This window comes from Balneatrix alpica DSM 16621, from assembly GCF_000619885.1.
Classification (GTDB): Bacteria; Pseudomonadota; Gammaproteobacteria; order Pseudomonadales; family Balneatricaceae; genus Balneatrix; species Balneatrix alpica.
Map to the genome: position 1 here is coordinate 106,473 of NZ_JHUZ01000011.1, position 25,766 is coordinate 132,238.

23 protein-coding genes are annotated in these 25,766 nt (G+C 52.8%); 8 read left to right on the forward strand and 15 right to left on the reverse strand.

Annotated features, from left to right (window positions below; genetic code table 11):
- Nucleotides 1-44 precede the first annotated feature (44 nt).
- The 15 genes from dnaE to rpsB all read right to left on the reverse strand — a co-directional run bounded on the left by dnaE (nucleotide 45) and on the right by rpsB (nucleotide 16,585).
- On the reverse strand, nucleotides 45-3,536 hold the full coding sequence (dnaE, locus tag Q334_RS0104570) for a DNA polymerase III subunit alpha (RefSeq protein WP_027312171.1): 3,492 nt from the start codon (nucleotides 3,534-3,536) through the stop codon (nucleotides 45-47).
- Between the two features lie 2 nt (nucleotides 3,537-3,538).
- Nucleotides 3,539-4,162, reverse strand: a complete 624-nt coding sequence (gene rnhB / locus Q334_RS0104575) for a ribonuclease HII (protein ID WP_027312172.1) — start codon at nucleotides 4,160-4,162, stop codon at nucleotides 3,539-3,541.
- Complete coding sequence (lpxB, locus tag Q334_RS0104580) at nucleotides 4,153-5,298, reverse strand: lipid-A-disaccharide synthase (RefSeq protein WP_027312173.1); 1,146 nt, start codon at nucleotides 5,296-5,298, stop codon at nucleotides 4,153-4,155. The genes rnhB and lpxB overlap by 10 nt, the downstream gene beginning before the upstream one ends.
- Nucleotides 5,298-6,068: an acyl-ACP--UDP-N-acetylglucosamine O-acyltransferase gene (gene lpxA, locus Q334_RS0104585; protein ID WP_027312174.1), complete on the reverse strand. Its 771-nt coding sequence runs from the start codon at nucleotides 6,066-6,068 to the stop codon at nucleotides 5,298-5,300. Before lpxA ends, lpxB begins: the two co-directional genes overlap by 1 nt.
- Nucleotides 6,069-6,070: 2 nt before the next feature.
- Nucleotides 6,071-6,532 carry a 3-hydroxyacyl-ACP dehydratase FabZ gene (gene fabZ / locus Q334_RS0104590; RefSeq protein ID WP_027312175.1) on the reverse strand — a complete coding sequence of 154 codons (462 nt, stop codon included), beginning with the start codon at nucleotides 6,530-6,532 and terminating at the stop codon, nucleotides 6,071-6,073.
- The gene (gene lpxD, locus Q334_RS0104595) at nucleotides 6,519-7,580 is read right to left on the reverse strand and encodes a UDP-3-O-(3-hydroxymyristoyl)glucosamine N-acyltransferase (RefSeq protein ID WP_027312176.1); all 1,062 of its coding nucleotides are present in this window, start codon (nucleotides 7,578-7,580) and stop codon (nucleotides 6,519-6,521) included. Before lpxD ends, fabZ begins: the two co-directional genes overlap by 14 nt.
- A 12-nt stretch (nucleotides 7,581-7,592) precedes the next feature.
- The gene (locus Q334_RS0104600; protein ID WP_027312177.1) at nucleotides 7,593-8,096 is read right to left on the reverse strand and encodes an OmpH family outer membrane protein; all 504 of its coding nucleotides are present in this window, start codon (nucleotides 8,094-8,096) and stop codon (nucleotides 7,593-7,595) included.
- Nucleotides 8,097-8,114: 18 nt separating this feature from the next.
- The gene (gene bamA, locus Q334_RS0104605) at nucleotides 8,115-10,469 is read right to left on the reverse strand and encodes an outer membrane protein assembly factor BamA (RefSeq protein WP_027312178.1); all 2,355 of its coding nucleotides are present in this window, start codon (nucleotides 10,467-10,469) and stop codon (nucleotides 8,115-8,117) included.
- Between the two features lie 42 nt (nucleotides 10,470-10,511).
- Nucleotides 10,512-11,852, reverse strand: coding sequence for an RIP metalloprotease RseP (gene rseP / locus Q334_RS0104610; protein ID WP_027312179.1), 1,341 nt, complete (start codon nucleotides 11,850-11,852; stop codon nucleotides 10,512-10,514).
- Nucleotides 11,853-11,855: 3 nt separating this feature from the next.
- Nucleotides 11,856-12,656 (reverse strand): phosphatidate cytidylyltransferase, encoded by an 801-nt coding sequence (locus tag Q334_RS0104615; protein WP_027312180.1) that lies wholly within the window; start codon nucleotides 12,654-12,656, stop codon nucleotides 11,856-11,858.
- Between the two features lie 19 nt (nucleotides 12,657-12,675).
- Nucleotides 12,676-13,410, reverse strand: coding sequence for a polyprenyl diphosphate synthase (gene uppS / locus Q334_RS0104620; protein ID WP_027312181.1), 735 nt, complete (start codon nucleotides 13,408-13,410; stop codon nucleotides 12,676-12,678).
- Between the two features lie 85 nt (nucleotides 13,411-13,495).
- Complete coding sequence (gene frr / locus Q334_RS0104625) at nucleotides 13,496-14,053, reverse strand: ribosome recycling factor (protein ID WP_027312182.1); 558 nt, start codon at nucleotides 14,051-14,053, stop codon at nucleotides 13,496-13,498.
- An 18-nt stretch (nucleotides 14,054-14,071) separates the two neighbouring features.
- Nucleotides 14,072-14,806, reverse strand: a complete 735-nt coding sequence (pyrH, locus tag Q334_RS0104630) for a UMP kinase (protein ID WP_027312183.1) — start codon at nucleotides 14,804-14,806, stop codon at nucleotides 14,072-14,074.
- A gap of 81 nt (nucleotides 14,807-14,887) precedes the next feature.
- Nucleotides 14,888-15,742 carry a translation elongation factor Ts gene (tsf, locus tag Q334_RS0104635; protein ID WP_027312184.1) on the reverse strand — a complete coding sequence of 285 codons (855 nt, stop codon included), beginning with the start codon at nucleotides 15,740-15,742 and terminating at the stop codon, nucleotides 14,888-14,890.
- A 99-nt stretch (nucleotides 15,743-15,841) separates the two neighbouring features.
- Nucleotides 15,842-16,585, reverse strand: coding sequence for a 30S ribosomal protein S2 (gene rpsB, locus Q334_RS0104640; RefSeq protein WP_027312185.1), 744 nt, complete (start codon nucleotides 16,583-16,585; stop codon nucleotides 15,842-15,844).
- A 219-nt stretch (nucleotides 16,586-16,804) separates the two neighbouring features.
- Here rpsB and map point away from each other — a divergent pair, with 219 nt between their 5' ends.
- The 8 genes from map to Q334_RS0104680 all read left to right on the forward strand — a co-directional run bounded on the left by map (nucleotide 16,805) and on the right by Q334_RS0104680 (nucleotide 25,747).
- A complete protein-coding gene (gene map, locus Q334_RS0104645; protein WP_281172995.1) occupies nucleotides 16,805-17,632 on the forward strand; it encodes a type I methionyl aminopeptidase in 828 nt (275 codons plus the stop codon).
- Nucleotides 17,633-17,655: 23 nt separating this feature from the next.
- Nucleotides 17,656-20,352: a [protein-PII] uridylyltransferase gene (locus tag Q334_RS0104650; RefSeq protein WP_035460792.1), complete on the forward strand. Its 2,697-nt coding sequence runs from the start codon at nucleotides 17,656-17,658 to the stop codon at nucleotides 20,350-20,352.
- 17 nt (nucleotides 20,353-20,369) lie between these two features.
- Nucleotides 20,370-20,720 (forward strand): ArsC family reductase, encoded by a 351-nt coding sequence (locus Q334_RS0104655; RefSeq protein WP_027312188.1) that lies wholly within the window; start codon nucleotides 20,370-20,372, stop codon nucleotides 20,718-20,720.
- Between the two features lie 24 nt (nucleotides 20,721-20,744).
- Complete coding sequence (gene dapD / locus Q334_RS0104660) at nucleotides 20,745-21,779, forward strand: 2,3,4,5-tetrahydropyridine-2,6-dicarboxylate N-succinyltransferase (RefSeq protein ID WP_027312189.1); 1,035 nt, start codon at nucleotides 20,745-20,747, stop codon at nucleotides 21,777-21,779.
- Between the two features lie 125 nt (nucleotides 21,780-21,904).
- Entirely contained in the window at nucleotides 21,905-23,497 is a 1,593-nt protein-coding gene (locus Q334_RS18015; protein WP_051527522.1) for a methyl-accepting chemotaxis protein, read from the forward strand.
- Nucleotides 23,498-23,536: 39 nt separating this feature from the next.
- Nucleotides 23,537-24,319: an ATP-binding protein gene (locus Q334_RS0104670; RefSeq protein WP_027312190.1), complete on the forward strand. Its 783-nt coding sequence runs from the start codon at nucleotides 23,537-23,539 to the stop codon at nucleotides 24,317-24,319.
- A gap of 11 nt (nucleotides 24,320-24,330) precedes the next feature.
- A complete protein-coding gene (dapE, locus tag Q334_RS0104675) occupies nucleotides 24,331-25,479 on the forward strand; it encodes a succinyl-diaminopimelate desuccinylase (RefSeq protein ID WP_027312191.1) in 1,149 nt (382 codons plus the stop codon).
- 1 nt (nucleotide 25,480) lies between these two features.
- Nucleotides 25,481-25,747 (forward strand): hypothetical protein, encoded by a 267-nt coding sequence (locus tag Q334_RS0104680; RefSeq protein WP_027312192.1) that lies wholly within the window; start codon nucleotides 25,481-25,483, stop codon nucleotides 25,745-25,747.
- Nucleotides 25,748-25,766: the final 19 nt, after the last annotated feature.

A 25,766-nucleotide genomic window follows, 5' to 3' on the forward strand; every position in this document is an offset into this window, starting at 1 on the left:
ATACGCGTTTAGGACTTTTTAGTCGAGTTTTTCTCAGGACAGCCTTACGCCTGATAGACCAGACGTACCTGCTCCCGCCCATATTGGGCCATCAGCGTATAAAGTAGCTCATCGGCTACTTTCACCCGCCAATTTTCGCCACAGATCAGGCGCGCTTCAGCATCTTGATGCTGATAGTGAATACGGATCTGATTCCCCTCACTCTGTTGATAAGGAGCCAGCATTGCCTGCAAACGCTTAACCGCGGCAGCATTGATATCCTGCCCCCGCAATTTAAGCTCCAGCCACTGTGCATAACGTGCCCGTGCCTCATCCATCGCCAACAGACGCTTGGCTCGCACCCGAAAACCGCCATTAAAGTCATCCACACTGACCTCGCCCTCCACCAAAATCACCGCATCCTTACCCAGCAATTCACGGTATTGGTAGTACAGCTCACCAAATAAGGACACTTCGACCCGGGCCGTGCGATCGTCCAGACTCACAAAGGCTAACGTTTCACCTTTTTTACTCTTCATGGTGCGCACCCCTACCACCAGACCCGCCAGCATCTGCTCGCCGCGGCTGGGTTTAATATCCTGCAGACGATTGCGCACCATACCTTTGAGTTCATGCTCATAGGCGTCAATGGGGTGGCCAGTAACAAACAGGCCCAGGGTTTCTTTCTCCCCATTTAAGCGTTCTTTATCAGGCCATTCCTGGATTTGAGCATAGGCTGCATAGACGTCTTCATGGCTGGCAGCAGGCACAACTTCACCAAAAAGATCAAAAATACCCGCGTCGGAATTACGGGCAGACTGATCAGCAGCCTGCAACGCATCGCCAATTGCCTCCCACAGGATGGCACGGCTCGGGCCCAGCTTGTCCAGTGCACCAGAGCGCACAAGCGCCTCCATAACCCGTTTGTTGAGTTTTTTAGCACCCACTCGCTCACAAAAATCGAAAATATCACGGAAGGGGCCACCTTCTGTACGGGCAGCCACAATTGCCTCAATCGGCCCCTCCCCTACGCCCTTGATTGCCCCCAGCCCATATACCACCCGCTGCTGATCATCGACCGTGAACATGAACTCAGACACGTTCACATCCGGCAGAATTAACGGCAGCTTCATCTGCCGACACTCTTCGATCAGGGTGACAACCTTATCCAGGTTATGCATATCCGCCGACAGTACCGCTGCCATAAAGGGGGCGGGGTAATGCTGCTTAAGCCAAGCGGTTTGATAGGACACCAACGCATAGGCGGCAGAGTGCGACTTGTTAAAGCCATAACCCGCAAACTTCTCTACCAGATCAAAGATATTGCCTGCCAAATCGGCATCAATATTGTTGGCGGCACAGCCTTCCAAGAACACCGAACGCTGCTTGGCCATTTCCTCCGGTTTCTTTTTACCCATGGCACGGCGCAGTAAGTCCGCACCGCCCAGGGTATAACCCGCCATGATTTGAGGAATCTGCATCACCTGCTCTTGATAGAGGATGATGCCGTAAGTAGGCTCCAGCACCGGCTTCAAGCTTTCTAATTGATAGTCCGGATGAGGCCAGGCCATTTCCGCACGACCATGCTTACGATTAATAAAGTCATCCACCATCCCTGACTGCAACGGGCCTGGGCGGAACAATGCCACCAAAGCGATAATATCTTCGAAGCAGCTGGGTAGCAGGCGCTTGATCAGCTCCTTCATCCCCCGGGATTCCAACTGGAATACCGCCGTCGTTTCCGCCTTTTGCAGCAAACGATAAGTCGCAGGGTCTTCCAGGTCGATATGGTTAATGTCGAGTTCGTCTAATCCCTTGGCCTGACGCTGACGATTAATCGTCTTCATCGCCCAATCGATAATGGTCAGGGTACGCAGCCCCAAGAAGTCAAACTTAACCAGTCCGGCTTCTTCCACATCATTTTTATCGAACTGCGTGACCAAACCTGTGCCATCAGGTTCACAGTACAACGGAGCAAAGTCAGACAGCTTGGTCGGTGCTATCACCACCCCACCTGCGTGCTTGCCCACGTTGCGGGTGATCCCTTCTAACTTGTAGGCCATCTCCATAATTTCTTGCGCTTCTTCATCATTCTCGACGAACTCACGCAAGGCAGGCTCCTGTTCCCAGGCCTTACTCAGGGTCATCCCCACTTCAAAGGGAATCAACTTAGACAGCTTATCCCCCAGGCTAAACGGCTTACCCTGCACCCGTGCCACATCTCGCACCACCGCTTTGGCGGCCATGGTACCGAAGGTAATGATCTGGGATACCGCATTACGACCATATTTATCGGCTACGTAATCAATAACGCGGTCGCGGTTGTCCATGCAGAAGTCGATATCGAAGTCAGGCATGGAAACCCGCTCAGGGTTGAGGAAGCGCTCGAACAGCAGGTCATAGGCCAGGGGATCAAGATCGGTAATTTTCAATGCATAGGCTACTAACGAACCCGCCCCCGAACCTCGTCCCGGACCAACAGGGATGCCGTTGTCCTTAGCCCACTGGATAAAGTCCATTACGATCAGGAAGTAACCCGGAAACCCCATCTGAATGATGGTATTCAATTCAAACTTTAAGCGATCAATATAGGTCTGCCGCCTCTCCTGGTAATCCTCCGCCTGGGGGTCCAGTAGATGCTTAAGGCGATCCTCCAATCCTTCCATCGACACCCGCTCAAAGTAACTATCCAGGGTCTCCCCAGCCGGAATGGGGTAATCGGGCAGGAAGTATTTGCCCAGCAGAATCTCAATATTGCAGCGACGGGCAATCTCGACACTGTTGCTTAGCGCCTCTGGCACATCGGCAAACAACTCTGCCATCTCCTCCGCTGAGCGGAAGTATTGCTCGGCAGAATAAGTACGAGGACGACGAGGATCATCCAGCGTCATGCTCAGGTTAATGCTGACGCGCGCCTCGTGGGCTTCAAAATCCTCTGCATGAATAAACATGACGTCATTGGTTGCCACCAGGGGCAACTGCAAACGCTCGGCTAAGGCCACACTGGCATGCAGACAGGCTTCATCCCCCGGTCGTCCGGTCCGCTGAATTTCGAGATAATAACGCTGCGGAAAGGTAGTGGCCCAAAAGTTTACTAGACGCTCAGCTTCATCCAATTTACCGCCTAGCAACGCACGGCCCACTTCACCTTGGGACGCTCCACTCAGGGCGATCAGTCCTGCCGAAAACTCCGCTAGCCAAGCGCGTTTAATATAAGCACGGCCATCATGCTGGTTGTGTTGATAGCTATGACTGATCAGCTCACGCAGATTGGCATAGCCCTGGCCATCCATTACCAACAACAAAAAACGCGAAGGGGCATCACTCAGTTCATCAGCATCCAACCACAGGTCAGCCCCACAAATGGGTTTAACACCTGCCCCCTTGGCGGCTTTAAAAAACTTCACCAGGGCAAATGCATTCGACTGATCGGTTAAGGCGACAGCCGGCATCTGCGCGGTTTTCGCTGCATTGACCAGCTCTTTGACCCTGACAATGCCATCAACCAGGGAGTACTCCGAGTGCACGCGCAGGTGAATAAACCCAGGTGTATTCATGCTCAAACCTTTTCTTGCTCGACTTGATATAGCTTGCCTTGCTCCAGACAGGCCTGCACAGGAGCAAAACTACGCCGATGCTGAGGAGTCACCCCATACTGACGCAAGGCAGCAAGGTGCTGGGCGGTGGGATAGCCTTTATGACGATCGAAACCAAATTCAGGATAACGTTGATGCCATTCCAACATACTGCGATCACGACTCACTTTAGCGAGAATTGCCGCCGCACTGATACAGGGCACCTTGGCATCCCCTTTCACCACAGGCTCAGCCGGGCAAGGCAGCAAGGGACAACGATTACCATCCACCAGAGCATAGTCCGGTAGGTGTCGAAGCCCTTGTACGGCTCGTTGCATGGCTAGCATAGATGCTTGCAGGATGTTCAGCTGGTCAATTTCTGCCACCGACGCAGAGGCAATGGCAAAGTCCAGAGCCTCTGCCTGAATTTGGGTAAACAGTGCTTCACGCTGCCGTTCACTTAGCACTTTAGAATCGGCCAAGCCGGCTATTGGCCGCTCCGGGTGTAAGATCACCGCTGCTGCCACCACATCACCAAACAGAGGGCCCCGCCCCACCTCATCAATACCAACCACTAATCCGCCTTGCCACTCAAACCCTAACTGCATGACGACTCCAATAATTTGGCAATCGCAGCGGCAGCCGTTTTGCCCCCGCCTTGACGTAGCTGTTGGTGCAGTTGTAAAAACTGCTGCTGCAAAACATGCCGTTCTGACTGATGCTCCCCCTCCAACCAATGCAGTGCTTCGTGAGCCAACGCTTGGGGAGTAACTTCATCTTGCAAAAGTTCCCGCACGAGAGGACGAGGAGTAAGCAGGTTCGGTAAGGCAATATGAGGCACCTTAACCAGGCGTTTCAAAATGCTGAATGTCCAGCTTGCCATCCGATACGCAACTACCATTGGCCGCTTACAGAGCGCCGCTTCCAGGGTAACCGTACCTGATGCCAGCATTAGCATATCGGCTGCCTGCATCGCCAGCTGTGACTTCCCTGTTGCAAACTGACAAGGCAAATCAGCCAGCAAGGGCCGTAAAAACTCCTCCCCCCATTGGTTGGCGGGCGCCAACACAATTTGCAACTCCGGCTTCGCCTGCTTGCATAGACGCGCTGCTTCAATAAAAGCAGGGCCTAACATACTCACTTCGCTACGACGACTACCAGGCAGCAGCGCCAACACAGGCCCCTCTGCCAAACTGAGCTGTTCACGTGCAAGACTTTGCTCAGGCTGCCAAGGTAACTGTTCAGCGAGTGGGTGTCCGACAAAACAGACAGGCACTCCAGCTTGCTGATAAAAACGCGCCTCAAAGGGAAATAACGTCAGCATTAAATCAATAGAACGCTTAATGCCTTTTACCCGTCCTTGTCGCCACGCCCAAACAGAAGGGTTCACGTAATGAACTGTCTTGATCCCCACGCGATGCAAGCGTTTGGCCAGGCCCAGATTAAAATCCGGGGCATCGATCCCGATAAAAATATCAGGAGGCTCAGCATGCCAACGCTTAACCAGCGCCTTACGAATCCCGAGCAGCTCCGGCAGATGTTTCAGCACTTCGACCAAGCCCATCACACTGAGCTTTTCCATTGGGAAGAACGACGTCATCCCTTCAGCTTGCATGCGCGGCCCACCGATTCCTTCAAACTCAGCATGGGGATATAGAATGCGCAAGGCCGACATTAAGTCGGCCCCTAGGATATCACCGGACAACTCGCCGGCTACCAGTGCAATCCGTAACGGTTTCGCCATTAACGGACAATCCCCCGACTGGAGAGACGAAGCGAGTCTAACAACAAGCCCAGCTCTGGTGTATCGGTCAATTGCGGCTGTAAACGGGCCAAAGCCTGCTCAACGGTCAGCCCCTGTCGATAAATAACCTTGTAGGCTTGACGTAATACACTGATGGCCTCTGCACTAAAGCCACGCCGTTTCAAGCCCTCCACGTTGATGCCATGGGGTTTAGCCGTGTTACCGTTCGCCATGATATAAGCAGGTACATCTTTTAAGACAACCGAGCCTGCTCCCAACATCGCATGGGCACCGATATGGCAAAACTGGTGCACACCGGTCAACCCACCGAGGATCGCCCAATCACCAACATGCACATGTCCAGCCAAAGCAGCATTATTGGCAATAATAGTGTGATCTCCAACCACACAGTCATGAGCTACATGAACGTAAGCCATGAGCAAGTTGTGGCTGCCGATACGCGTTACCCCTTGGTCCTGAACCGTTCCACGATGCAGGGTACAGCCTTCACGGATAACGTTATAGTCACCGATCTCTAGGCGGGTGGGTTCACCTTTATACTTTTTATCCTGACAGGCTTCACCAACTGTGGCGAACTGAAAAATCTGGTTATGTTTACCAATACGGCAGGGGCCTTTGATTACCACATGGGAAGCCACTACCGTACCTGAATCTATCTCGACATCTGGGCCGATATAGCTCCAAGGGCCCACTTCTACATTAGCGGCCAGTTTCGCTCTGTCGTCTACGATAGCGAGAGGATGTATCAATGTCAGACTTCCCTAACTGCACAGGTAATAATGGTGGAAGCCACTTCCTTGCCATCAACGAGTGCCTGGCAGTCAAATTTCCAAATATTGCGCTTTACCGACATGATGTTGGCATGCAACTCCAACCGATCACCCGGTACAACAGGCTTTTTCAAGCGTAGTTTTTCAGTACCAACGAAATAGTAAATCGCCCCATCCTGAGGACGCTTATCGATCATTTTGAAACCCAGAATACCGGCGGCTTGCGCCATGGCTTCGATGATCAGCACCCCAGGCATGATGGGATGATCGGGAAAATGGCCAGTGAAAAAAGGCTCATTAACCGTCACGTTCTTATAGGCACGAATAGCGCTGCCGCAGATATCCTCTGGATCAGCTGACGGTGTGATTTCCACTACCCGGTCAACCAATAAGAAGGGATAACGATGGGGCAGGTATTCCCTGATCTCGTTAATTTCCATCATCAAGTGAGCCTTTTTCGTTTTGAGTCCGTAACAGTTGTTTTTCCAGCTGCTGCAAGCGTCTGGCCAAATCATCCAGGTTGCGGAAGCGGGCCACGTTTTTACGCCATTGTTGGTTAGAGGTCAACGCCGTACCTGAAGAATAAATACCAGGCTCACGGATAGAGGCACTCACAAGACTCATTCCCGTTACATGGACACGATCTGCAATTTCCAGATGACCAGCTACGCCTACTCCGCCTGCCAAGGTGCAATAACGTCCAATCACTGCACTCCCAGCAATACCTACGCAGCCCGCAATGGCTGTGCCTTCACCAATCTGAACGTTATGAGCAATCTGAACCTGGTTATCGACCTTGACCCCAGCTCCCAGACGGGTGGGTTCCAACGCGCCACTATCAATTGTCGTATTGGCGCCGATCTCGACATCATCTTCAATGATGACACCACCTAACTGCGCAATCTTGATCCATTGCCCTTGGTGCTGAGCAAAGCCAAAGCCATCGGAGCCGATCACCGCACCGCTATGAACAATACAACGTGCGCCTAAACTCACTCGGTCATATAAGGTAACCCTTGCCTGTAGGCGGGTTCCTGCACCAATGTGACACTCACGCCCCACAACACTTTGTGCGCCGATCTCAACCCCTGCTTCTAGTACAGAACCGGCACCGACCACTGCACCTGGGCCAATCACGACTCCTTCACCCAGGCGCACATCCTCCGCTACCACAGCTGTAGGATGCACACCCTGCTGGGGAGCATACTGAGGAAGGAATAAATGAGAAACCTTTGCATAACCTAGATAAGGGTTGTCCAGTACCAAAGCTGGCACTGGACACTTATCTTGATGCTCGGCAGAGAGAATCACTGCAGCTGCATTTGTCTCGGCCAAATCACGCACATACTTAGGGTTAGCTAAAAAACTCAACTGATGAGCCTGAGCAGTCTTCAGTGTGGCTAAACCAGCGACTTTAAGCTGTCCATCCCCATGCAGGGCTGCACCCAGAAAATCAGCCAGTTCAGCCAGGGTATAAATGCGTGAAGCCAAATTAATGCCCTATTATTTGGACTTGTTAAGCTTATCAACCAGCAGTTTGGTCATGTCTGCTTCAGGGCCAGAAAACACCGTGGCCTGCTTGTTCAGGATAACCTTAATGCCTTTCTCTTCAATAATCTGGCGAATCAGCTTATCCAGTAGAGGACGATTGCCCTCCAAAAACTCCTGCTGACGCTCTGCCCGACCAGACTGAACCTTTTGTTGCAAGAAGCGGTACTCTGCCACTTTATCCTGCAGCTGCTGCTCCAGCTTACGCCGCTCATTTTCACTCATGACTGAGCCGTCTTTCTGCAGCTTCTGCTGAGAAGACTGAATTTCACGGGCCAGCTTTTCCAAACGATTTTCGCTTTCAGAAAATTCCTGATCCATTGACTTCATAAAGGCTTTTGCCTTATCGGAGCTGAATAGTGCCTGAGGCACATCCAGCACCACCACATCCAATGCTTGTGCGATAGGCGCACAGGCCAGCCCTATGCCTAACAGGCAGGCACTTGCCCAGGACTTCATGACATCAGCTCCTCAATATTAGAAGGTTTGCCCCAGAGAAAACTGGAAGCTTTGCTTACGATCTCCAGACTGTGCATTGAGTGGTTGGGCCACAACAAACGTCAGCGGAGCAAAACGGGTGAGCCACATTACGCCTACACCAGTTGAATAGCGCAATTGACCAAAATCTATATCACGACTGCAATCTGCGTTAATACTGCGATCACATTTAGTGTCATAGACATTACCTACATCAAAGAAGACTAAGCTACGGAATGAGCTCTTATCCTCAAAGAAAGGTACTGGAAAAATAAACTCTGCCGTGCCGGCCACCTTCACGTTACCCCCAACAGAGTTACGATCGGTGCGACTGCCATCACAGGGCGTATCTGTTCCTTTGATGCAAGGAGTTCCTTTCGGACCCACTGTCCCTGTTTTAAAGCCTCTTAGTGAACTAATCCCACCTAGATAATAGTTCTCATAAAAAGGCAGCTGTCCCTGGCTGATACCATCGCCATAGCCAAGATTGGCTCCCAGATGCAGCGCATAGCCTTTCTCGCCGATGGGGAAATAAATATCGCCTCGATAGCCCAGCTTGTAGTACTCCAATGAACTGCCAGGTAACGCAACATCAATACCCGCCCGTTGATAAGTACCCGCCGTAGGCATTAAACCATTGTTCAGGGTGTTACTAACCCAGCTGACGTTACCCATAAACTGGTCGTAGCTATCACCATTATTCTTGGTGAAGTTAATAATTTCACGAATAGGGGATGGCCCCAGCTTGATACCGATATTTTCGTATCCCAGGGTAGCTGCAATTTTTGCATCTTCAGAGACGGGATAACCAAAGGTCATATTAGCGCCATAGGAGTTACGCTGATAATCACTGACGTCCTCCTTGGCATAGTCCGTTTCACGGTAAAAGACCTCAAAGCCGCGGGAAACCCCATCTACCGTATAGAATGGATCAAGGTAAGAAACTGAATAATCCGTCCGCACAGCCGACTTGGTTAAAGACAAACCAACTTCATTGCCTGACCCCAAGAAGTTCTTTTGACTCACTTCAAAGCCAAAAATCAAACCTTCGCCCTGAGCAAAACCGACCGAAGCGGACAGGGAGCCAGAAGGTTGCTCCACGACTGAATAATTCAGATCTACCTGATCAGGCGCACCTGCAACTGGAACCATCTCCATATTTACTTCAGAGAAATAACCGAGTCGTTCCAGTCGCTCTTTCGACTTGTCAATCTTAGCGGTATCAACCACTGCCGCTTCCATTTGACGCATTTCACGGCGCAGCACTTCATCTGCGGTTACAGTGTTTCCAGTAAAGTTAATCCGGCGCACGTAAGAACGCGTCTGAGGATCTACAAAGAAGGTGATGTCTACCACCTTATCTTTTTCATGTAGAACGGGAATGGGGTTAACGTTGGCAAAAGCAAAGCCCAGGGTACCCAACTTGGCTTTGATTCGATCCGCATCATCATTCAATGACTTACGGGAGAACAACTCACCTTCTTTGCTTTCAATCAAAGACTGCAGTTCTTCTGCTGTAACAGGCAACGCGCCCTCTAGGCTCAATTTACCCAAGTTGTACTTTTCACCCTCAGTCACATTGACCGTGATAAAAATACTCTCTTTATCTGGACTGATGGCAACCTGAGTCGAGTCAACATTGAAATTAATATAGCCACGATCTTGATAGTAAGAGCGCAGACGCTCTAAATCACCCGCCAGCTTCTCGCGTGAATATTTGTCGTCATCGGTAATAAACGACAACCAGTTACTGGTACGCAAAGTAAACTGCTTTAGCAGGTCTTCTTTATCAAACGCTTTATTACCAACGATGTTCACATGAGCAATGGAAGCAACACTACCTTCCTTAACTTTGATATTGATCTTGACCCTGTTGTTGGCCATCGACTCAATACTGGTGTCTACTTTGGCACCATAACGGCCCTGCGAGACATATTGACGCTCCAGCTCTGCCTGGATGCGATCCAAGGTAGCACGCTGGAAAATTTCACCTTCACTCAGACCTTGCTTCTTCAACGCATCAAGTAGCTTATCTGTCTTGATAATCTTGTTGCCTTCAATGTTAAGCACACTGATCGCAGGGCGCTCTTGTAACCCCACCAGCAACACACCACCCTCACGGGCAATCGTCACATTTTGAAAGTTACCTGTTGCGAAAAGCTTACGAATAGCGGCAGCAACAGCTTGCTCATCCACTTGGTCGCCCACTGCAATACCGAGGGAACTGAATACATTGCCAGGCGCCAGACGCTGCAGGCCATCCACGCGTATGTCAGTGACTTGAAAGATTTCTGCGTGAGCGGCAGCGGCTGCTAGCCAGCTCCCCATCACCATTGCTTGGAGTAGTTGCTTCATGCTTTTCCGTGGCGTCATTGCTTGCACCAAATGTGCGCCATATTACAAACGCATCAAATCATTGTACAGAGCCAGCACCATCACCCCCATCAACACGGCCATTCCCAAACGCAGGAATAGTCCCTGAACAGCAGCAGATACCGGCTTTCCCCTAAGTATTTCAATGGTATAAAAAAGCAGGTGCCCACCATCTAACATTGGGATGGGCAATAGGTTCAATACTCCCAGACTAATACTGAGATAAGCAAGAAAGGCAACAAAACTCTCCAGGCCAGACGAGGCTGAGTGGCTTGCCGCCTTGGCAATCGTAATAGGCCCACCTAGGCTTTCAACTGAGATGAGCCCCTTTAGCATCTTGCCAACAGACTCAAATACAAGCCAGGTTAACCCACTGGTTTTTTGCCAAGCTTCCTGCAACGCAGCAATAGGACCAAATTGCTGAGTACGCAACATCGACTCCGGCCAGCTTGGCATTGCTACTGCAGCACCAATAAATCCTTGCTGTTGCCCATTGTGCTCACGTGCATCAGGAATCAACTGTAGTTCCAGTACCGCGCTCCCTCGCTGCACCTCAATCAGCATCAGTTGCTGAGGGTGGGCCTGCACCATTGCAACCCACTGCTGCCAACTGTCTATCGACGTACCATTAGCGCTCAGGATTAAATCACCAGCCAACAAACCAGCCCGCTGAGCAGCGCCATCACCAATCACTTCAGCAATGCGCGCCTCTAACTGTGGCCGCCAAGGCGCGACCCCTAACCCTGCCAGCAAATCTGGCTGACTTTCATTAAGTAACCAGCGATCAAACTTTAGCTGATAATAACGCTCACCACCTTGCTCAGTACGGGTTTTTAACCCCAAGAGCGCACTTTCACCTAGATGCGCAGCTAACTGCACGTTCAGCTCTTCCCAAGAACGGATAGGCTGCCCAGCCAGTTCAATAATTTCTTCCCCCACCTGCAGTCCTGCTTGCTCCGCCGGAGAGGAGGGATGCACTGCTCCAACTACAGGGGCAACAGTTTGTACCCCCCAGACAAAAATCGCCCAATATGCCAACAGGGCAAACAACAGATTAATAAGCGGTCCAGCAGCGACAATAGCAAAGCGCTGATATACAGATTTACGACTAAAAGCCTGCTCAAGCAGCTCTTCTGGCACCTGATCTTCACGTTCATCCAACATGCGCACATATCCCCCAAGGGGAATCGCCGCCACACAAAACTCGGTGCCCTGCCGATCCTTCCAACTAAAGAGCGGCTTGCCAAAACCAACCGAAAAGCGCAACACCTTTACGCCACAACGCCGAGCCACCCAAAAATGACCAAACTCGTGAATGGTAACCAGGATCCCCAGAGTCAGAATTAGCGCTAACACACTCTGCACAACTTAACTCCCAACCAACCAACCAAGCCAAATCAAGGCCGCGACAAAACAAGGCAAGGCTGCAGTCAAGCTATCGATACGATCCAATACTCCGCCATGCCCGGGCAGTAATGTACCACTATCTTTGACGCCAACCATGCGCTTACACATACTCTCCAGCAAATCGCCGAGGATCGAAACCAAAGTAATCAACCAACTCAGCAGCAACAACGCTCCTATGTTTGCAGATAGCACACCACTGCCAATAAAGATCAACACCAGTAGTGACACTGCCAACATAGCGCCCGCCACCCCTTCCCAGGTTTTGCCTGGACTCACCGCCGGAGCTAGCTTGCGCTTACCAAAACGTTTACCCGCAACATACGCGCCAGTATCAGCAAGCCATACCAGCAAGAGCAAAAATAGCAGCCACCAATGCCCACCGGACTGATTAAGATGCACTAACGCTGACCACATGGGCAACAACACCAACCCCCCCATCAACGCCAACCACCAGGGAGTAGACCATTGCTGTTGGGGATAACGGCATACCGCCCAAAATGCCCACCCCCAGAACACCACTGCGGCTGTCAGCACCCAAGTGGTCGGCATTAAGGCCACCAATAACAAAGACGAGGTCAACAAAGTCGCATAACTGTAGCGCCCCAACCATTGCCGCCACCCACAGAGCACAGCCCATTCACGCGCAGCCAGAAAAACCACGGCCGCGCCAAACAGCTTGAAGGCCACCCCCTCTAACACAAACAGTCCAAATAGCATCAAAGGCGCAAGCACCAAGGCGGTCAGAAAGCGGGCTTTAAACATTCGTTGTTATTCTCTTCAGTTATTGTTCTTTGAGTTGCTCGCTAGTACAGCCAAAACGCCGCTCACGACGGGCAAATGCTTGCAACGCCTCCTGCATAGCCTCTTCACGAAAGTCCGGCCACAGCAATGGAGAGAAATAAAACTCTGCATAAGCTAACTGCCACAGCATAAAATTACTGATGCGTTGCTCACCACTAGTACGAATACAGAGATCAGGCGCAGGCAGATCACTCAAACACAGATGCTGCGCAAGAGTTTGTTCAGTCACTTCTGCAGGCGTTATATGTCCTTGCGCGACCTTTTCCGCCAGCATACGACTAGCTTGGGCGATATCCCACTGCCCGCCATAGTTCACCGCGACAACCAACTGCATTTCCTGATTATCACGCGTATAAGCCTCCGCCGCCTCAATCAACTTAACCAGCTTCGGCTGCAATGGTGTACGATCACCGATCACACGCAATCGAATACCATGTCGATGTAGTTCTTCTACCTCACGCTGCAAGGCACTGATAAACAGCTCCATCAAGGCTCGCACTTCTGTTGCGGGGCGCTTCCAGTTCTCACTACTAAAAGCAAATAGCGTGAGCACTTCCACCTTGGCTCTAGCACAAACCTCAATCACTGCCCGTACCGACTTCACTCCCGCTTTATGCCCCGCCACCCCTGGCAGCAAGCGTTTTTTCGCCCAGCGGTTATTGCCATCCATAATGATGGCAACATGTCTAGGCACCACGTTCAGCATAGAGTCCATCTTTATCACTTGATTTGAGTGAACGCCCGCTCACCAGAAAAACAAGGGCAGCCTTACGGCTACCCCCTCAGTACATCCTGGCGGATCAAATGACCATCAGGTCAGCTTCTTTTGCTTCCAGACGCTTATCAACCTGACCTACATAGGTATCAGTTAACTTCTGAATCTGGTCTTCTGCACGACGCAGATCATCTTCAGAAATTTCCTTTTCTTTCAGCATATCCTTAAACATCGCATTAGCATCACGCCGGATGTTACGGATAGCGACTCGTGCATTTTCCGCTTCTTGGCGAGCCTGCTTAATATAGCCCTTACGGGTTTCTTCCGTCAGCGGCGGCATGGGTACACGAATCCAGTCGCCACTTGTATTGGGGTTAAGACCCAAGTCTGACTTGAGAATAGCCTTCTCAATCTCAGTGACCATTTTCTTTTCCCAGGGAGAGATCAACAAGGTTCGCGCATCTTCAACCGTGACGTTTGCCACCTGATTCAGCGGCATATCACTACCGTAATAATTCACACGAATGCTATCGAGAATGGCAGGCGTTGCACGTCCGGTACGGATTTTATTGAATTGCTGATCCAGCGCTTCAATACTCTTCTGCATGCGCTGTTCAGCATCCTGTTTAATGTCATTGATCATTAGAGTCTCCCAAAATTCTTAACAGCTACGAGTGATCAAAGTACCTTCATTACCACCTGTAACGATAGCAGCCAAGGCACCAGGACGATTCATATTAAACACTCGCACTGGCATATCATGGTCGCGAGTCAGGCAAATAGCCGTCAAATCCATTACCCCAAGCTGACGCTCCAACACTTCATCATAGGTCAGGTGGTCATACTTGGTTGCATTCGGGTCTTTCACCGGGTCGGCAGTATATACACCATCCACTTTGGTGGCTTTTAGCACAACGTCCGCTTCAATCTCAATAGCGCGCAAGCAGGCGGCCGAGTCAGTAGTAAAGAAAGGATTGCCGGTACCCGCTGCAAAAATCACAACGTCTCCCTGCTTAAGGGAACGAATCGCTCCGCGGCGATCATAGTGATCCACCACCCCACTCATTGGGATAGCAGACATCACTCGAGTAGCAATATTCGAACGCTCCAGCGCATCACGCATGGCCAACGCATTCATGACGGTAGCCAACATTCCCATGTGGTCGCCTGTTACACGATCCATCCCCGCTGCATCCAACGCCGCCCCCCGGAAAAGGTTACCACCACCGATAACCAAACCGACCTGCACGCCAATTCCGACCAGCTGCCCAATCTCCAGCGCCATTCGATTCAACACCTTGGGGTCAATCCCAAAGCTCTCATCTCCCATCAGGGCCTCGCCTGACAGCTTGAGCAATATACGCTTATATTTGGCTTGATTTTTCTCGGTCGGCATCTGCGGACTCCAGACTCAGTTGGACGGACTTTATCGGGGAGGGGGACCACCACGGCATAACCGTGGTGGTCAATAGCAGGATTACTGCTTGAGCTGCTCAGCAACTTCCTGAGCGAAGTCTTTCTTCTCGACCTCGATACCTTCGCCTACTTCAAAGCGAACGAAGGATACAACGGTAGCGCCAGCTTGCTTAGCCAGATCACCAACCTTGATCTCGGGATTCTTAACGAAAGGCTGCTCGACCAGGCTGTTTTCTGCCAGGTATTTCTGGATGCGGCCCTGAACCATCTTCTCGATAATTTCAGCAGGCTTACCAGACTCTTGCGCCTGAGCGATAAAAATTTCCTTCTCTTTCTCGATAACCTCAGCAGGCATCTCAGAGGGATTAGCAACCTGAGGGTTGTTAGCAGCAACGTGCATAGCGATATCTTTCGCCAGCTCTTCAGTACCGCCCTGCAAAGCAACCAATACCGCAATACGGTTGTTGCTGTGTACGTAGCTACCTACTACATCAGCCTCAATCTGGCTCAAACGACGAACACCAATGTTCTCACCGATTTTCTGTACCAGTGCCTGACGAGCAGTTTCCAGCTCGCCCGCCATCAGTTCAGCCACGTCAGTCGCCTTGCTGGCGAAAGCTTGCTCAACAACAGACTGAGTGAACGCCAGGAAGTTGTCGTCACGCGCAACGAAATCAGTTTCAGAGTTAACTTCAACTACTACGCCACGATTGCCTTCAACTTTCACTGCAACCACACCGTCAGCGGCGGTGCGGCCAGCTTTTTTGGCGGCCTTCAGGGAGCTGGATTTACGCAGGTTTTCAATGGCCAGATCGATGTCGCCATTTGCTTCAACCAGCGCAGCCTTACACTCCATCATGCCCAGGCCAGTACGCTCACGCAGGTCTTTCACCATTGAAGCAGAAATAGCTGCCATGTCGGATTCCTCTCTTACTTGATATTGAATTCAGGATCAGGGGTTTGAAAAAGGGGAGCCTTGCTCCCCCTTCCTAACACACCTACTCAGTAAAACGTATTACTGAGCAGCCGCTTCTGCGTCTTCGCTGACTTCAACGAACTCGCTCTTTTCGCCGCCAGCTGCTTCTGCACCTTCCAGAACCGCATCGGCCATGGACTTGGTGTAGATTTCGATAGCGCGCAGAGCGTCATCGTTACCGGGGATCACATAATCCACACCAGCAGGATCGCTGTTGGTATCAACTACTGCGATAACCGGAATACCCAGCTTGTTGGCTTCCAGAATTGCGTTGCGCTCATGCTCAACGTCGATGATGAACAGTGCATCGGGCAGACCACCCATATCCTTGATACCGCCGATGGACAGCTCCAGCTTTTCCATCTCACGCTTACGCATCAGGGCTTCTTTCTTGGTCAGCTTGTCGAAGGTACCGTCGGTCATCTGAGCTTCGAGCTCACGGAAACGGCGGATAGACTGACGAATGGTCTTGTAGTTAGTCAGCATGCCACCCAACCAGCGATGGTTAACGTAAGGCATACCGGCACGCACGGCTTCTTGCTTGATCACTTCAGAAGCAGCACGCTTAGTACCAACAAACAGAACCTTGTTCTTCTTGCTGGCAAGATTCTTGGCCACATCCAATGCCTCATTCATCATGGGCAGGGTGTGTTCCAGGTTAATAATGTGAATCTTGTTGCGAGCACCGAAGATGTACTTGGACATCTTGGGGTTCCAGTAGCGAGTCTGGTGACCGAAGTGAACACCTGCTTTCAGCAGGTCGCGCATGGTAACTTTAGCCATGTTTATTCCTTAAAAGGGTTAGGCCTCCATGTACCCCTTTTACCGACCCTTACGGGCACCCTCGGCAAAGGTTGCAGTACATGTGTGATCTATAAGGTTTAGGTTTAATGTTTAAGCCGCAAGGCGGACCGAGCCAACTTAAGCGCCGGAGTTATACCACATTTCCCTGCCAAGCAAAAGTTAGCAGACGGTTTTTCCCCATCCTGGAATCTGTGTACAATGCCGTCAGCAGCTGCCTGGCAGCCCCCTTTTCCGGAGCCAAGATTCTCAACAATGAGCGTTATCATCAAAACCACGGAAGACATCGCCAAGATGCGCGTGGCCGGTCGTTTGGCCGCCGAAGTGCTGGAAATGATCGAACCCCACATTCAGCCTGGGGTGACGACTAACGAGCTAAATCAAATTTGCCATGACTATATTGTCAATGTGCAGAAAGCTATTCCCGCACCTTTGAACTACCACGGTTTCCCCAAGTCCATCTGCACCTCTGTTAATCAGGTGGTATGTCACGGCATCCCTAATGACAAGCCCCTTAAACAAGGTGACATCATTAACGTGGATATCACCGTCATCAAAGATGGCTACCATGGTGATACCAGCAAGATGTTCCATGTTGGCAAGCCCCTACCTCACGCCCAGCGTCTGGTGGAAATCACTCAAGAGTGCCTTTACCTGGGGATTCGCATGGTCAAACCCGGTGTGCGCCTGGGGGATATCGGTCATGCCATTCAACAACACGCCGAAAGCAACCACTATTCCGTGGTACGTGAATATTGCGGCCATGGCATTGGCCAAGAGTTTCATGAAGAGCCCCAGGTGCTGCATTACGGTAAACCTGGTACTGGCTTAGAGTTACAGGCGGGCATGATTTTCACCATTGAGCCGATGATTAATGCTGGCAAGCGCCACGTCAAACTATCCAAACGTGATGGCTGGACAGTGGAAACCGTTGATCGCCGTCTGTCGGCCCAATGGGAACATACCCTGCTGGTCACTGCAGATGGTTATGAAGTACTCACCCGCCGCCAGGAAGAAACCAACATCTAATCGTTTGATCGATTGAGGCGAGCATGACCCTGCCCGTGGCTGTATACCCGGAGGATCCGGAGTTATTCGACCCTGCCAGCTTCCAGCAACAGTTGCTGGGTGCTCGCCACGCTGTTCCCGTTTTCCGCCAGGCCCTGGCCAATGCCAGACAAGTGCTGGATCAGCGCTTCCGTGACCAGATTAATATCCGTTCGCTGATCAACGGCCGCGCCTGGTTCCTCGACCAACTGCTTCTGCAAGCCTGGCGCCTTCACCGCCTCCCGGAAGACGGGCCGATGAGTCTGATTGCCGTTGGCGGTTATGGTCGCGGCGAACTACATCCTCACTCAGATATCGACTTACTGGTTCTGCAAGCCGATGGTGTAGATTGCCAACCCTATGAAGAAGCGCTGTCAGCATTCCTGACCTTCTTATGGGATTTACGTCTTGCCGTTGGCAGTAGCGTCCGCAGTCAAAGCGAATGCTACCAACAGGCCAAAAATGACCTCACCATTGCCACCAATTTGCTCGAAGCCCGTACTCTGATTGGCGATGATCAGCTCAGACAGTGTATGCAGACCCGAGTCACCTCAGCCGATGCCTGGAGCTCCAAGGCCTTTTTCCTGGCCAAGTGTGAAGAGCAGCGCCAGCGTTACGACCGCGCCCAGCAGGTTGGCTCCAATCTTGAGCCCAATGTCAAAAATGCCCCAGGCGGGCTGCGCGACATTCATACCATTGGCTGGGTAGCTAAACGTCACTTTGGCGCTGAGTCCCTGGCCGAGCTGGTTGATCACGGCTTTCTCACCGATGCTGAGCTGGAGTCGATTCAGCAAGGCCTGGAATATCTGTGGACGGTTCGCTACGCCCTGCACATGCTGACCAATCGGGAAGAAGATCGCCTGCTGTTTGATTACCAACAAGAACTGGCTGACCTTTTTGGTTATCAGAATCAGCCTGGCGCTCTGGCTGTTGAGCAGTTTATGAGCAAGTACTACCGCATTGCCGGCTACTTCGCTGAGCTCAACGACATGCTGTTGCAGTACTTCCAGGAAGCCATTCTGGAAGACGGCGACAACCGGCACATTGTGCCAATCAACAATCGCTTCCAACTCTGTAACGGTCGTTTACAGGTCACCAACGACAAGGTATTTCAGCGCTACCCCTTTGCCTTGATGGAACTGTTCGTGCTGCGTGCCCAGCACCCTGAAGCCCAAGGCGTGCGTGCCTCCACGATTCGCCTGCTACGCCAGCATCGCCACCTGATTGACGATAAGTTCCGCCATGATCTGCGCAACACCAGCCTGTTTATGGAGCTGCTGCGCACTCCGGAAGGAGTATCTACCGAACTCAACCGAATGCGTCGCTACGGTGTATTAGGGCGTTATATTCCCGCTTTTGCCCATGTTATCGGGCAGATGCAGCATGACCTGTTCCACATCTACACCGTCGATGCCCATACCATGAAGACGATCCTGATCATGCGCCAGTTCCGCCATGCGGAAGTCGCCGATCGTTTCCCGGTAGTCGCCTCGATTATTCATCGCCTGCCTAAAATCGAATTACTCTACCTGACTGGTCTCTTTCACGATATCGCCAAGGGCCGTGGCGGCGATCACTCCGAGCTGGGCGCAGAGGAAGTACAGGAGTTTTGTCAGCTACACCGCCTCCCCAAATGGGATACCGCCCTGGTGGTCTGGCTGGTGCGCAATCACCTGCTGATGTCGATGACCGCACAGCGCAAAGATATTTCCGATCCCCAGGTGATTAAAGCCTTTGCCTTACAGGTCAAAGATCCGACCCAGCTGGATTACCTGTATGTGCTGACGGTGGCAGACATTAACGCCACCAACCCCAGCCTATGGAACTCCTGGCGTGCCGCCCTGCTGCGCCAGCTTTATACCTCAACCAAGGCTCTGCTGCGCCGTGGCCTGGATGAACCCCTGAATATTCAGGAATGGATTCAGGACATTCAAAAAGATGCGCTGGATCTACTGGAACAGCAGGGCTTTGCCAAAGAGCAGGTCGAGCGTCACTGGCAGCTCCTGCCGGATGATTACTTTCTACGCGAAAGCGTCCGCGACATCGTCTGGCACACAGCCAGCATCCTGCAGCACCAGGACCCAACCCGCCCATTGATCCTGGTACGGGAAACCACCGAGCGCAACCACGAGGGCGGCACCCAGATCTTTATCTACACCCTCGACCAGGATGACCTCTTCGCCGCTACCACGGCAGCCTTAAGCCAGCTCAACCTGAATATCCACGATGCCCGCATTATCACCTCCAAAGATGGCTTTGGTCTGGATACCTTCATTGTTCTCAATGAAGACAATCAGCCCCTTGGTGATCATCCGGAACGCATCGCTGCGATCTGCGCCTACCTTGAGGAGGTGCTCTGTGCCCCCGATGATTTCCCTGAGATAGTGCGCAAGCGCGTCCCGCGCCAGTACAAACACTTCACCCTGCCCACCCAGGTCAATATCAGTGACGATCCCTTCCACCATCGTACGGTGTTAGAGGTCATCTCCCCCGACCGACCAGGCCTGCTCGCCACCCTCGGGCGGATTTTTTACGAGTTTGATGTGTTTGTCCAAAACGCCAAAATCGCCAGCATGGGTGAGCGGGTAGAGGACGTATTCTTTATCACCGATCAAGAAGGGCAACCCTTACGAGACCCGGCGCTACGTGACAACCTGCGCCAGGAAATCTGCAAACAACTGGATGAGTTAGCCCAGAGTTAACCGGCACAGGAGCAAGCATGCTGACGCTTTACGGCATCCCTAACTGCGACACCGTGAAAAAAGCCCGCAAGTGGCTAGAAGGCCAACAACTGGACTACCGCTTTCATGACTTCCGCAAAGACGGCTTAGACAACGCACAACTGCAGCAGTGGTGTAAGCAACTCGGCTGGGAAGCTCTGATCAACACCCGCGGCACCACCTGGCGCAAGCTCAGTGACAGCGAACGCCAAGTCAGTAATAGCGAGCAAGCCATTGCCCTGATGCTGGCCAACCCCAGCCTGATCAAGCGTCCCGTGCTGGACACCGGCACCACCCTGCACCTTGGCTTTAAGCCCGAACTCTACCAGAGCTGGTTACAACCAGCCTGACCTCTTTGAAGACAGGAGATCCACATGAGCACTTCTTACCTGGCCCTGGGTATTGGCGTTGCCAGTTATTCCCAAGCTGGCACCCTGCTGGAAGCCTTTTTTCCACAACCGCTACTGCACCCCGCCGCAGAGCTGGTGCAGGTGATCAGCAGCCACCTCGACTTTAGTGACAGCAACACCCAAACCCTGAGCGAAGCCCAGCTGCCCGCGCTGGCCACCGCGCTAGCCCAGGCAGGATTTGAACACCAGGCCGAACTGATTGCCCTGGGCCAAGGAGCCCAGCGTCCGCTCTTGATCACCCTGCTACAACAGGATCAGGCACCCAGCCACACTGCTGAGGTTTATCTGAAGCTACATCTGCTGTCTCACCGCCTGGCACAACCCCATCAGCTCAATCTGACTGGCATGTTTGCCCTGCTGCCCAACGTTGCCTGGACCAACCAGGGGCCGATCGCCATTGATGAACTGCCCGCCCGCCAACTACAGGCCCGCCTGCAGGGCGAGTGGCTGACGGTAATCTCCGTCGATAAATTCCCCCGCATGGCTGACTACGTTGTGCCAACAGGCGTGCGCATTGCCGATGCAGACCGAGTCCGCCTGGGAGCTCACCTCAGCCAGGGCACCACCATCATGCATGAAGGCTTTGTCAACTTTAACGCCGGCACCCTGGGCAACAGCATGGTAGAAGGCCGCATCTCCGCAGGCGTCGTGGTTGGCAATGGCTCCGACCTCGGTGGCGGCTGCTCCACCATGGGCACCCTGTCCGGTGGCAATAATGTGGTGATCTCCGTCGGTGAAAACTGCCTGCTGGGTGCCAATGCCGGCCTCGGCATCCCCCTAGGTGATCGTTGCACCCTGGAAGCCGGCCTGTACATTACCGGCGGTTCCAAAGTCAGCCTGCTGGATGACCAGGGGCAGGAAGTCAAAGTGGTTAAGGCCGCAGAACTGGCCGGCCAGTCCGACTTACTGTTCCGCCGCAACTCCCAAAGCGGACGCATCGAGTGCAAGACTAACAAAAGCGCCATTGCACTAAACGAAGCCCTGCACAGCCATAACTAATATTTCGCTGACAATTTTGCTCACAACGGGGCCAAATGTGCCCCGTTTTGTTATTTACACCCCAGCACACTTTGCCTAGTTTTTAGTAGCTTCCGCCACCAACAATAAATAGAGAACGGCTCAGCATGAAACTCGCACGCAAAGTTGGCTTAAGTTACTTCTTTATTGCCCTCACCCTCGTGACTGCCACCCTGATGGGCCTCTGGGTTGAACGTCAGCTCAGCCAGGCACTGGACTATCTGACTGGCCCAGCCAAAACCAGTGCCGATGGAATTATGAACACCAGCCTGGCGATTCAGCGGGAAACCATCTCGTTATACCGACTGTTATTGGAGCCCGACGATCCCGATGCTTTGGCCAAACTGGAAGAGGCCGGACAGCTGGCACAACAAGGGATGGACGCGGTAGTGCAGGCAGGTCTGATCCAGGGCGATGAAATCAGCAAGCTGCAGGAGCTGCTCAGCACCTATGCTGAAGCACGCCAAGGTTGGCTGGATCAACGCTTTATGGGAGCCGTTGCCGATGGTCTGTTCAACACCCTATCGGATAATTCTGTTGTGCTGCTGACCTACCTGCAGCAACTGCAGGGTAGTAGCCAGGATCGCGTCAACACCTACATGGCCAAACTCCCCGCCATCAAGGCGTTAGGCCAGCAAACCCTATGGCTAACCGCACTACTCGGCATCCTCATCATTGCCATCAGTTACTGGCTGGTACAGAAATGGATTGTAGCCCCCGTTATCGCTACCGCCGCCAGCTTGCAAAAACTCAGTCAGGGTAATGCTGATCTGAGTGTACGTCTTGAAGTACGCTCCAACGATGAAACCGGCCAGCTGGCCAAAGGCTTCAACAGCTTTATCGAACGTATCCGCAACCTGATCCAGCACATGCAGGAAACCATGCAAGATGCGGTCAGCGCCAACCATGAACTCAGCCGCCAGGCCCAGGCCACCAGCACCCAGGTAGAACAGCAATATGAAGAGATTGCCCAGGCCTCCCTTGCGGTAAAAGAGATGTCTGACTCCATTCAAAGCGTCGCCTCCCATACTGCCGATGCCTCCCAGGCTTCCAATGCCGCCAAGAGCGCTGCAGACAAGGTGGAAACCAGCACCCAGCAAACTCTCGCCACCCTCAATACTCTGGATCGGGAGATGCAGCAGGCGGTGGCGGAAAGCCAAAAGCTGGCGCAAGAGAGCGATGCGATCCGTTCTGTGCTGGATGTGATTCGTGGCATTGCCGAACAAACTAACCTGCTGGCGCTCAATGCGGCGATTGAAGCCGCCCGCGCCGGTGAGTCCGGTCGCGGTTTTGCTGTGGTGGCCGATGAGGTCCGTACCCTGGCCCAGCGCACCGCCGACTCTACCCAGGAGATTGAGCAGATCATCGAGCGACTATTGAGCGGTGTACGCAATACCCGTCACGCCATGGAAAGCAGTCGCGAGTTTGCCCAAACCAGCGTCCGGGATGTACACCTCAACACCCAGAGTATTGAAACCATTCTCAGCGCCATCGCTAATATGCGTGACATGAATTACCAAATTGCCAGTGCCAGTGAGCAGCAGAGCCAGGTAGCCCATGGTGTCAGCGACCAATTGGCGCAAATTCAGCAGCTCTCGGCCCGTACCCGGCAGCAGATGCAACAGGCACGGGATGCCGAAGCCTCTGCCTCTGAACGACTCAAACTGCTCCAGCAGGAACTAAGTCAGTTTATTGTCTAAAGCTGAATCAGTATGATGGCCCCTCACAGGAGGGGCCCTATGCATAGCAATTCCCACAGCATTGATTGGCAACACACCCTGGCCGCGATCTGGCGGCCACAGCGTCAGGCCTTACGCCCTGTACGCCGTCTTGATCCCATTCGCCTGGAACAGTTACTTGGTATTGAACGCCAGAAGCAGGCCATGCTCGACAATACCGCGCGCTTTCTGCGCGGACAGGAATCCAATCACGCCCTACTCTGGGGGGCAAGAGGTACAGGCAAGTCCTCGTTATTAAAAGCCCTGCTCAATCACTTTGCCGCCGAAGGACTACGGATGATCCAGGTCGATAAGGATGACCTGCTCTGGCTACCGGAGATAGTCGACCAACTGGAAGACGCTACCCCCTATCGCTTCATCATCTTTTGTGATGATCTGTCCTTTGAAGCCGGTGATGCCAGCTACAAGCCACTGAAAACCTTACTGGATGGCAGTCTGGAACTGCCGCCCGAGCACATCCGCATTTATGCCAGCTCCAATCGTCGCCACCTGGTGCCGGAGCAGCAAAGTGACAACCTTGGCACCCAGGTGGTCGACACTGAACTCCACTACGGTGACGCGGTTGAGGATAAACTCGCCCTCTCCGATCGCTTTGGCTTATGGCTATCGTTTTATCCACCGAGCTGGGACGCTTATCTCGCGATCGTGGATCAACTCTTTCACGACTACCAGGGTGATCGCGCCGAACTGCATGCCGCCGCCAAGCGTTTTGCCATGGGCCGTGCCAGCCATAGCGGCCGCACTGCCCGCCAGTTTTTTCAGTCTTACCGAACCCATAACTAAGAAACCTGATGATGACTAGCCACTCCCCTACCCTTGAGCTCGCCATGGAGCTAATTCGCCGCCCTTCTGTCACTCCAGAGGATTTTGGCTGCCAGGAACTGATGATTGAACGCCTGCAGGCGCTCGGCTTTAGTATTGAACGTCTGCGCTTTGAAGATACCGATAACTTCTGGGCCCGACGTGGCACCGATGGCCCCTTGCTCTGCTTTGCCGGCCATACCGATGTGGTGCCCCCCGGCCCACTCGACAAATGGGATAGCCCTCCCTTCGAGCCCAGTATCCGTGAAGGTTATCTCTATGGCCGAGGTGCCGCTGACATGAAAGGCAGTCTGGCGGCTATGGTGGTTGCAGTAGAACGCTTTGTGAAACATCATCCCGATCACCAGGGATCGATTGCTTTTTTAATCACCAGTGACGAAGAAGGCCCCTTTATTAACGGCACCGTCCGGGTAGTCGACACCTTAGAGGCACGGCAGGAAAAGATTACCTGGTGTATCGTGGGTGAACCCTCCAGCAGCCATAAAGTCGGCGACATTATTAAGAATGGTCGCCGCGGCTCCCTCAGCGGCCACTTAAAAGTGAAGGGTATTCAAGGTCATGTGGCCTACCCCGAGCAGGTCAGCAACCCGATCCACCGCCTTGCCCCGGCACTGGCGGAGCTAGCCAACACCGAGTGGGATCAGGGCAATGCCTTCTTCCCGCCGACCAGCTTCCAGGTCTCCAATATCCATGCCGGCACCGGCGCGACCAACGTCGTTCCCGGCGAGGTCGAACTACACTTCAACTTCCGTTACTCCACAGAGCTGGATGCCGATACCCTGCAGCACCGAGTACACCAGTGCCTGGATCAACATGGGCTGGAATACAGTCTCGACTGGACCCGCAATGGTCAGCCCTTCCTCACGGCTGAGGGCGAACTGGTGCAGGCCGCCCAGGCCAGTATCCAAGCTGTGACCGGCTATGCAACGGAGCTATCCACCGCCGGCGGTACCTCAGATGGGCGTTTTATTGCGCCTACTGGCGCCCAGGTAGTAGAGCTTGGCCCAGTCAACGCCACCATTCATAAGCTGAATGAATGTACCAAGGTGGAGGAACTGGAGCTGCTCACCGATATCTATGAAAATATCCTGGCCCGTTTGCTGGCCCCCAGCCGGAACTAATATGGCCAACCGCCTGCCTTGGTTAAATTCGGTGCGGCGTCGCTCGGAGCATGCCATCCGCTATCTGCTCTGGCTGATGTGCGCCGTACTGGCATTTTTTCTCGGCACCGCGCTAGTAATGGTATACGACTGGTTTGCCCTGCCCCCTTTGGGGCAGGAGCTACTGCATCTATTGGGTATGCTGTTGCTTGGTGGGGGTGGCCTCGCCGGCCTCTATGCCTATATCATGATCCTATTGATTTGGCTGGTTCGTTTTCTCGATAGCTGAGTATTTTTAACGCCTGCGG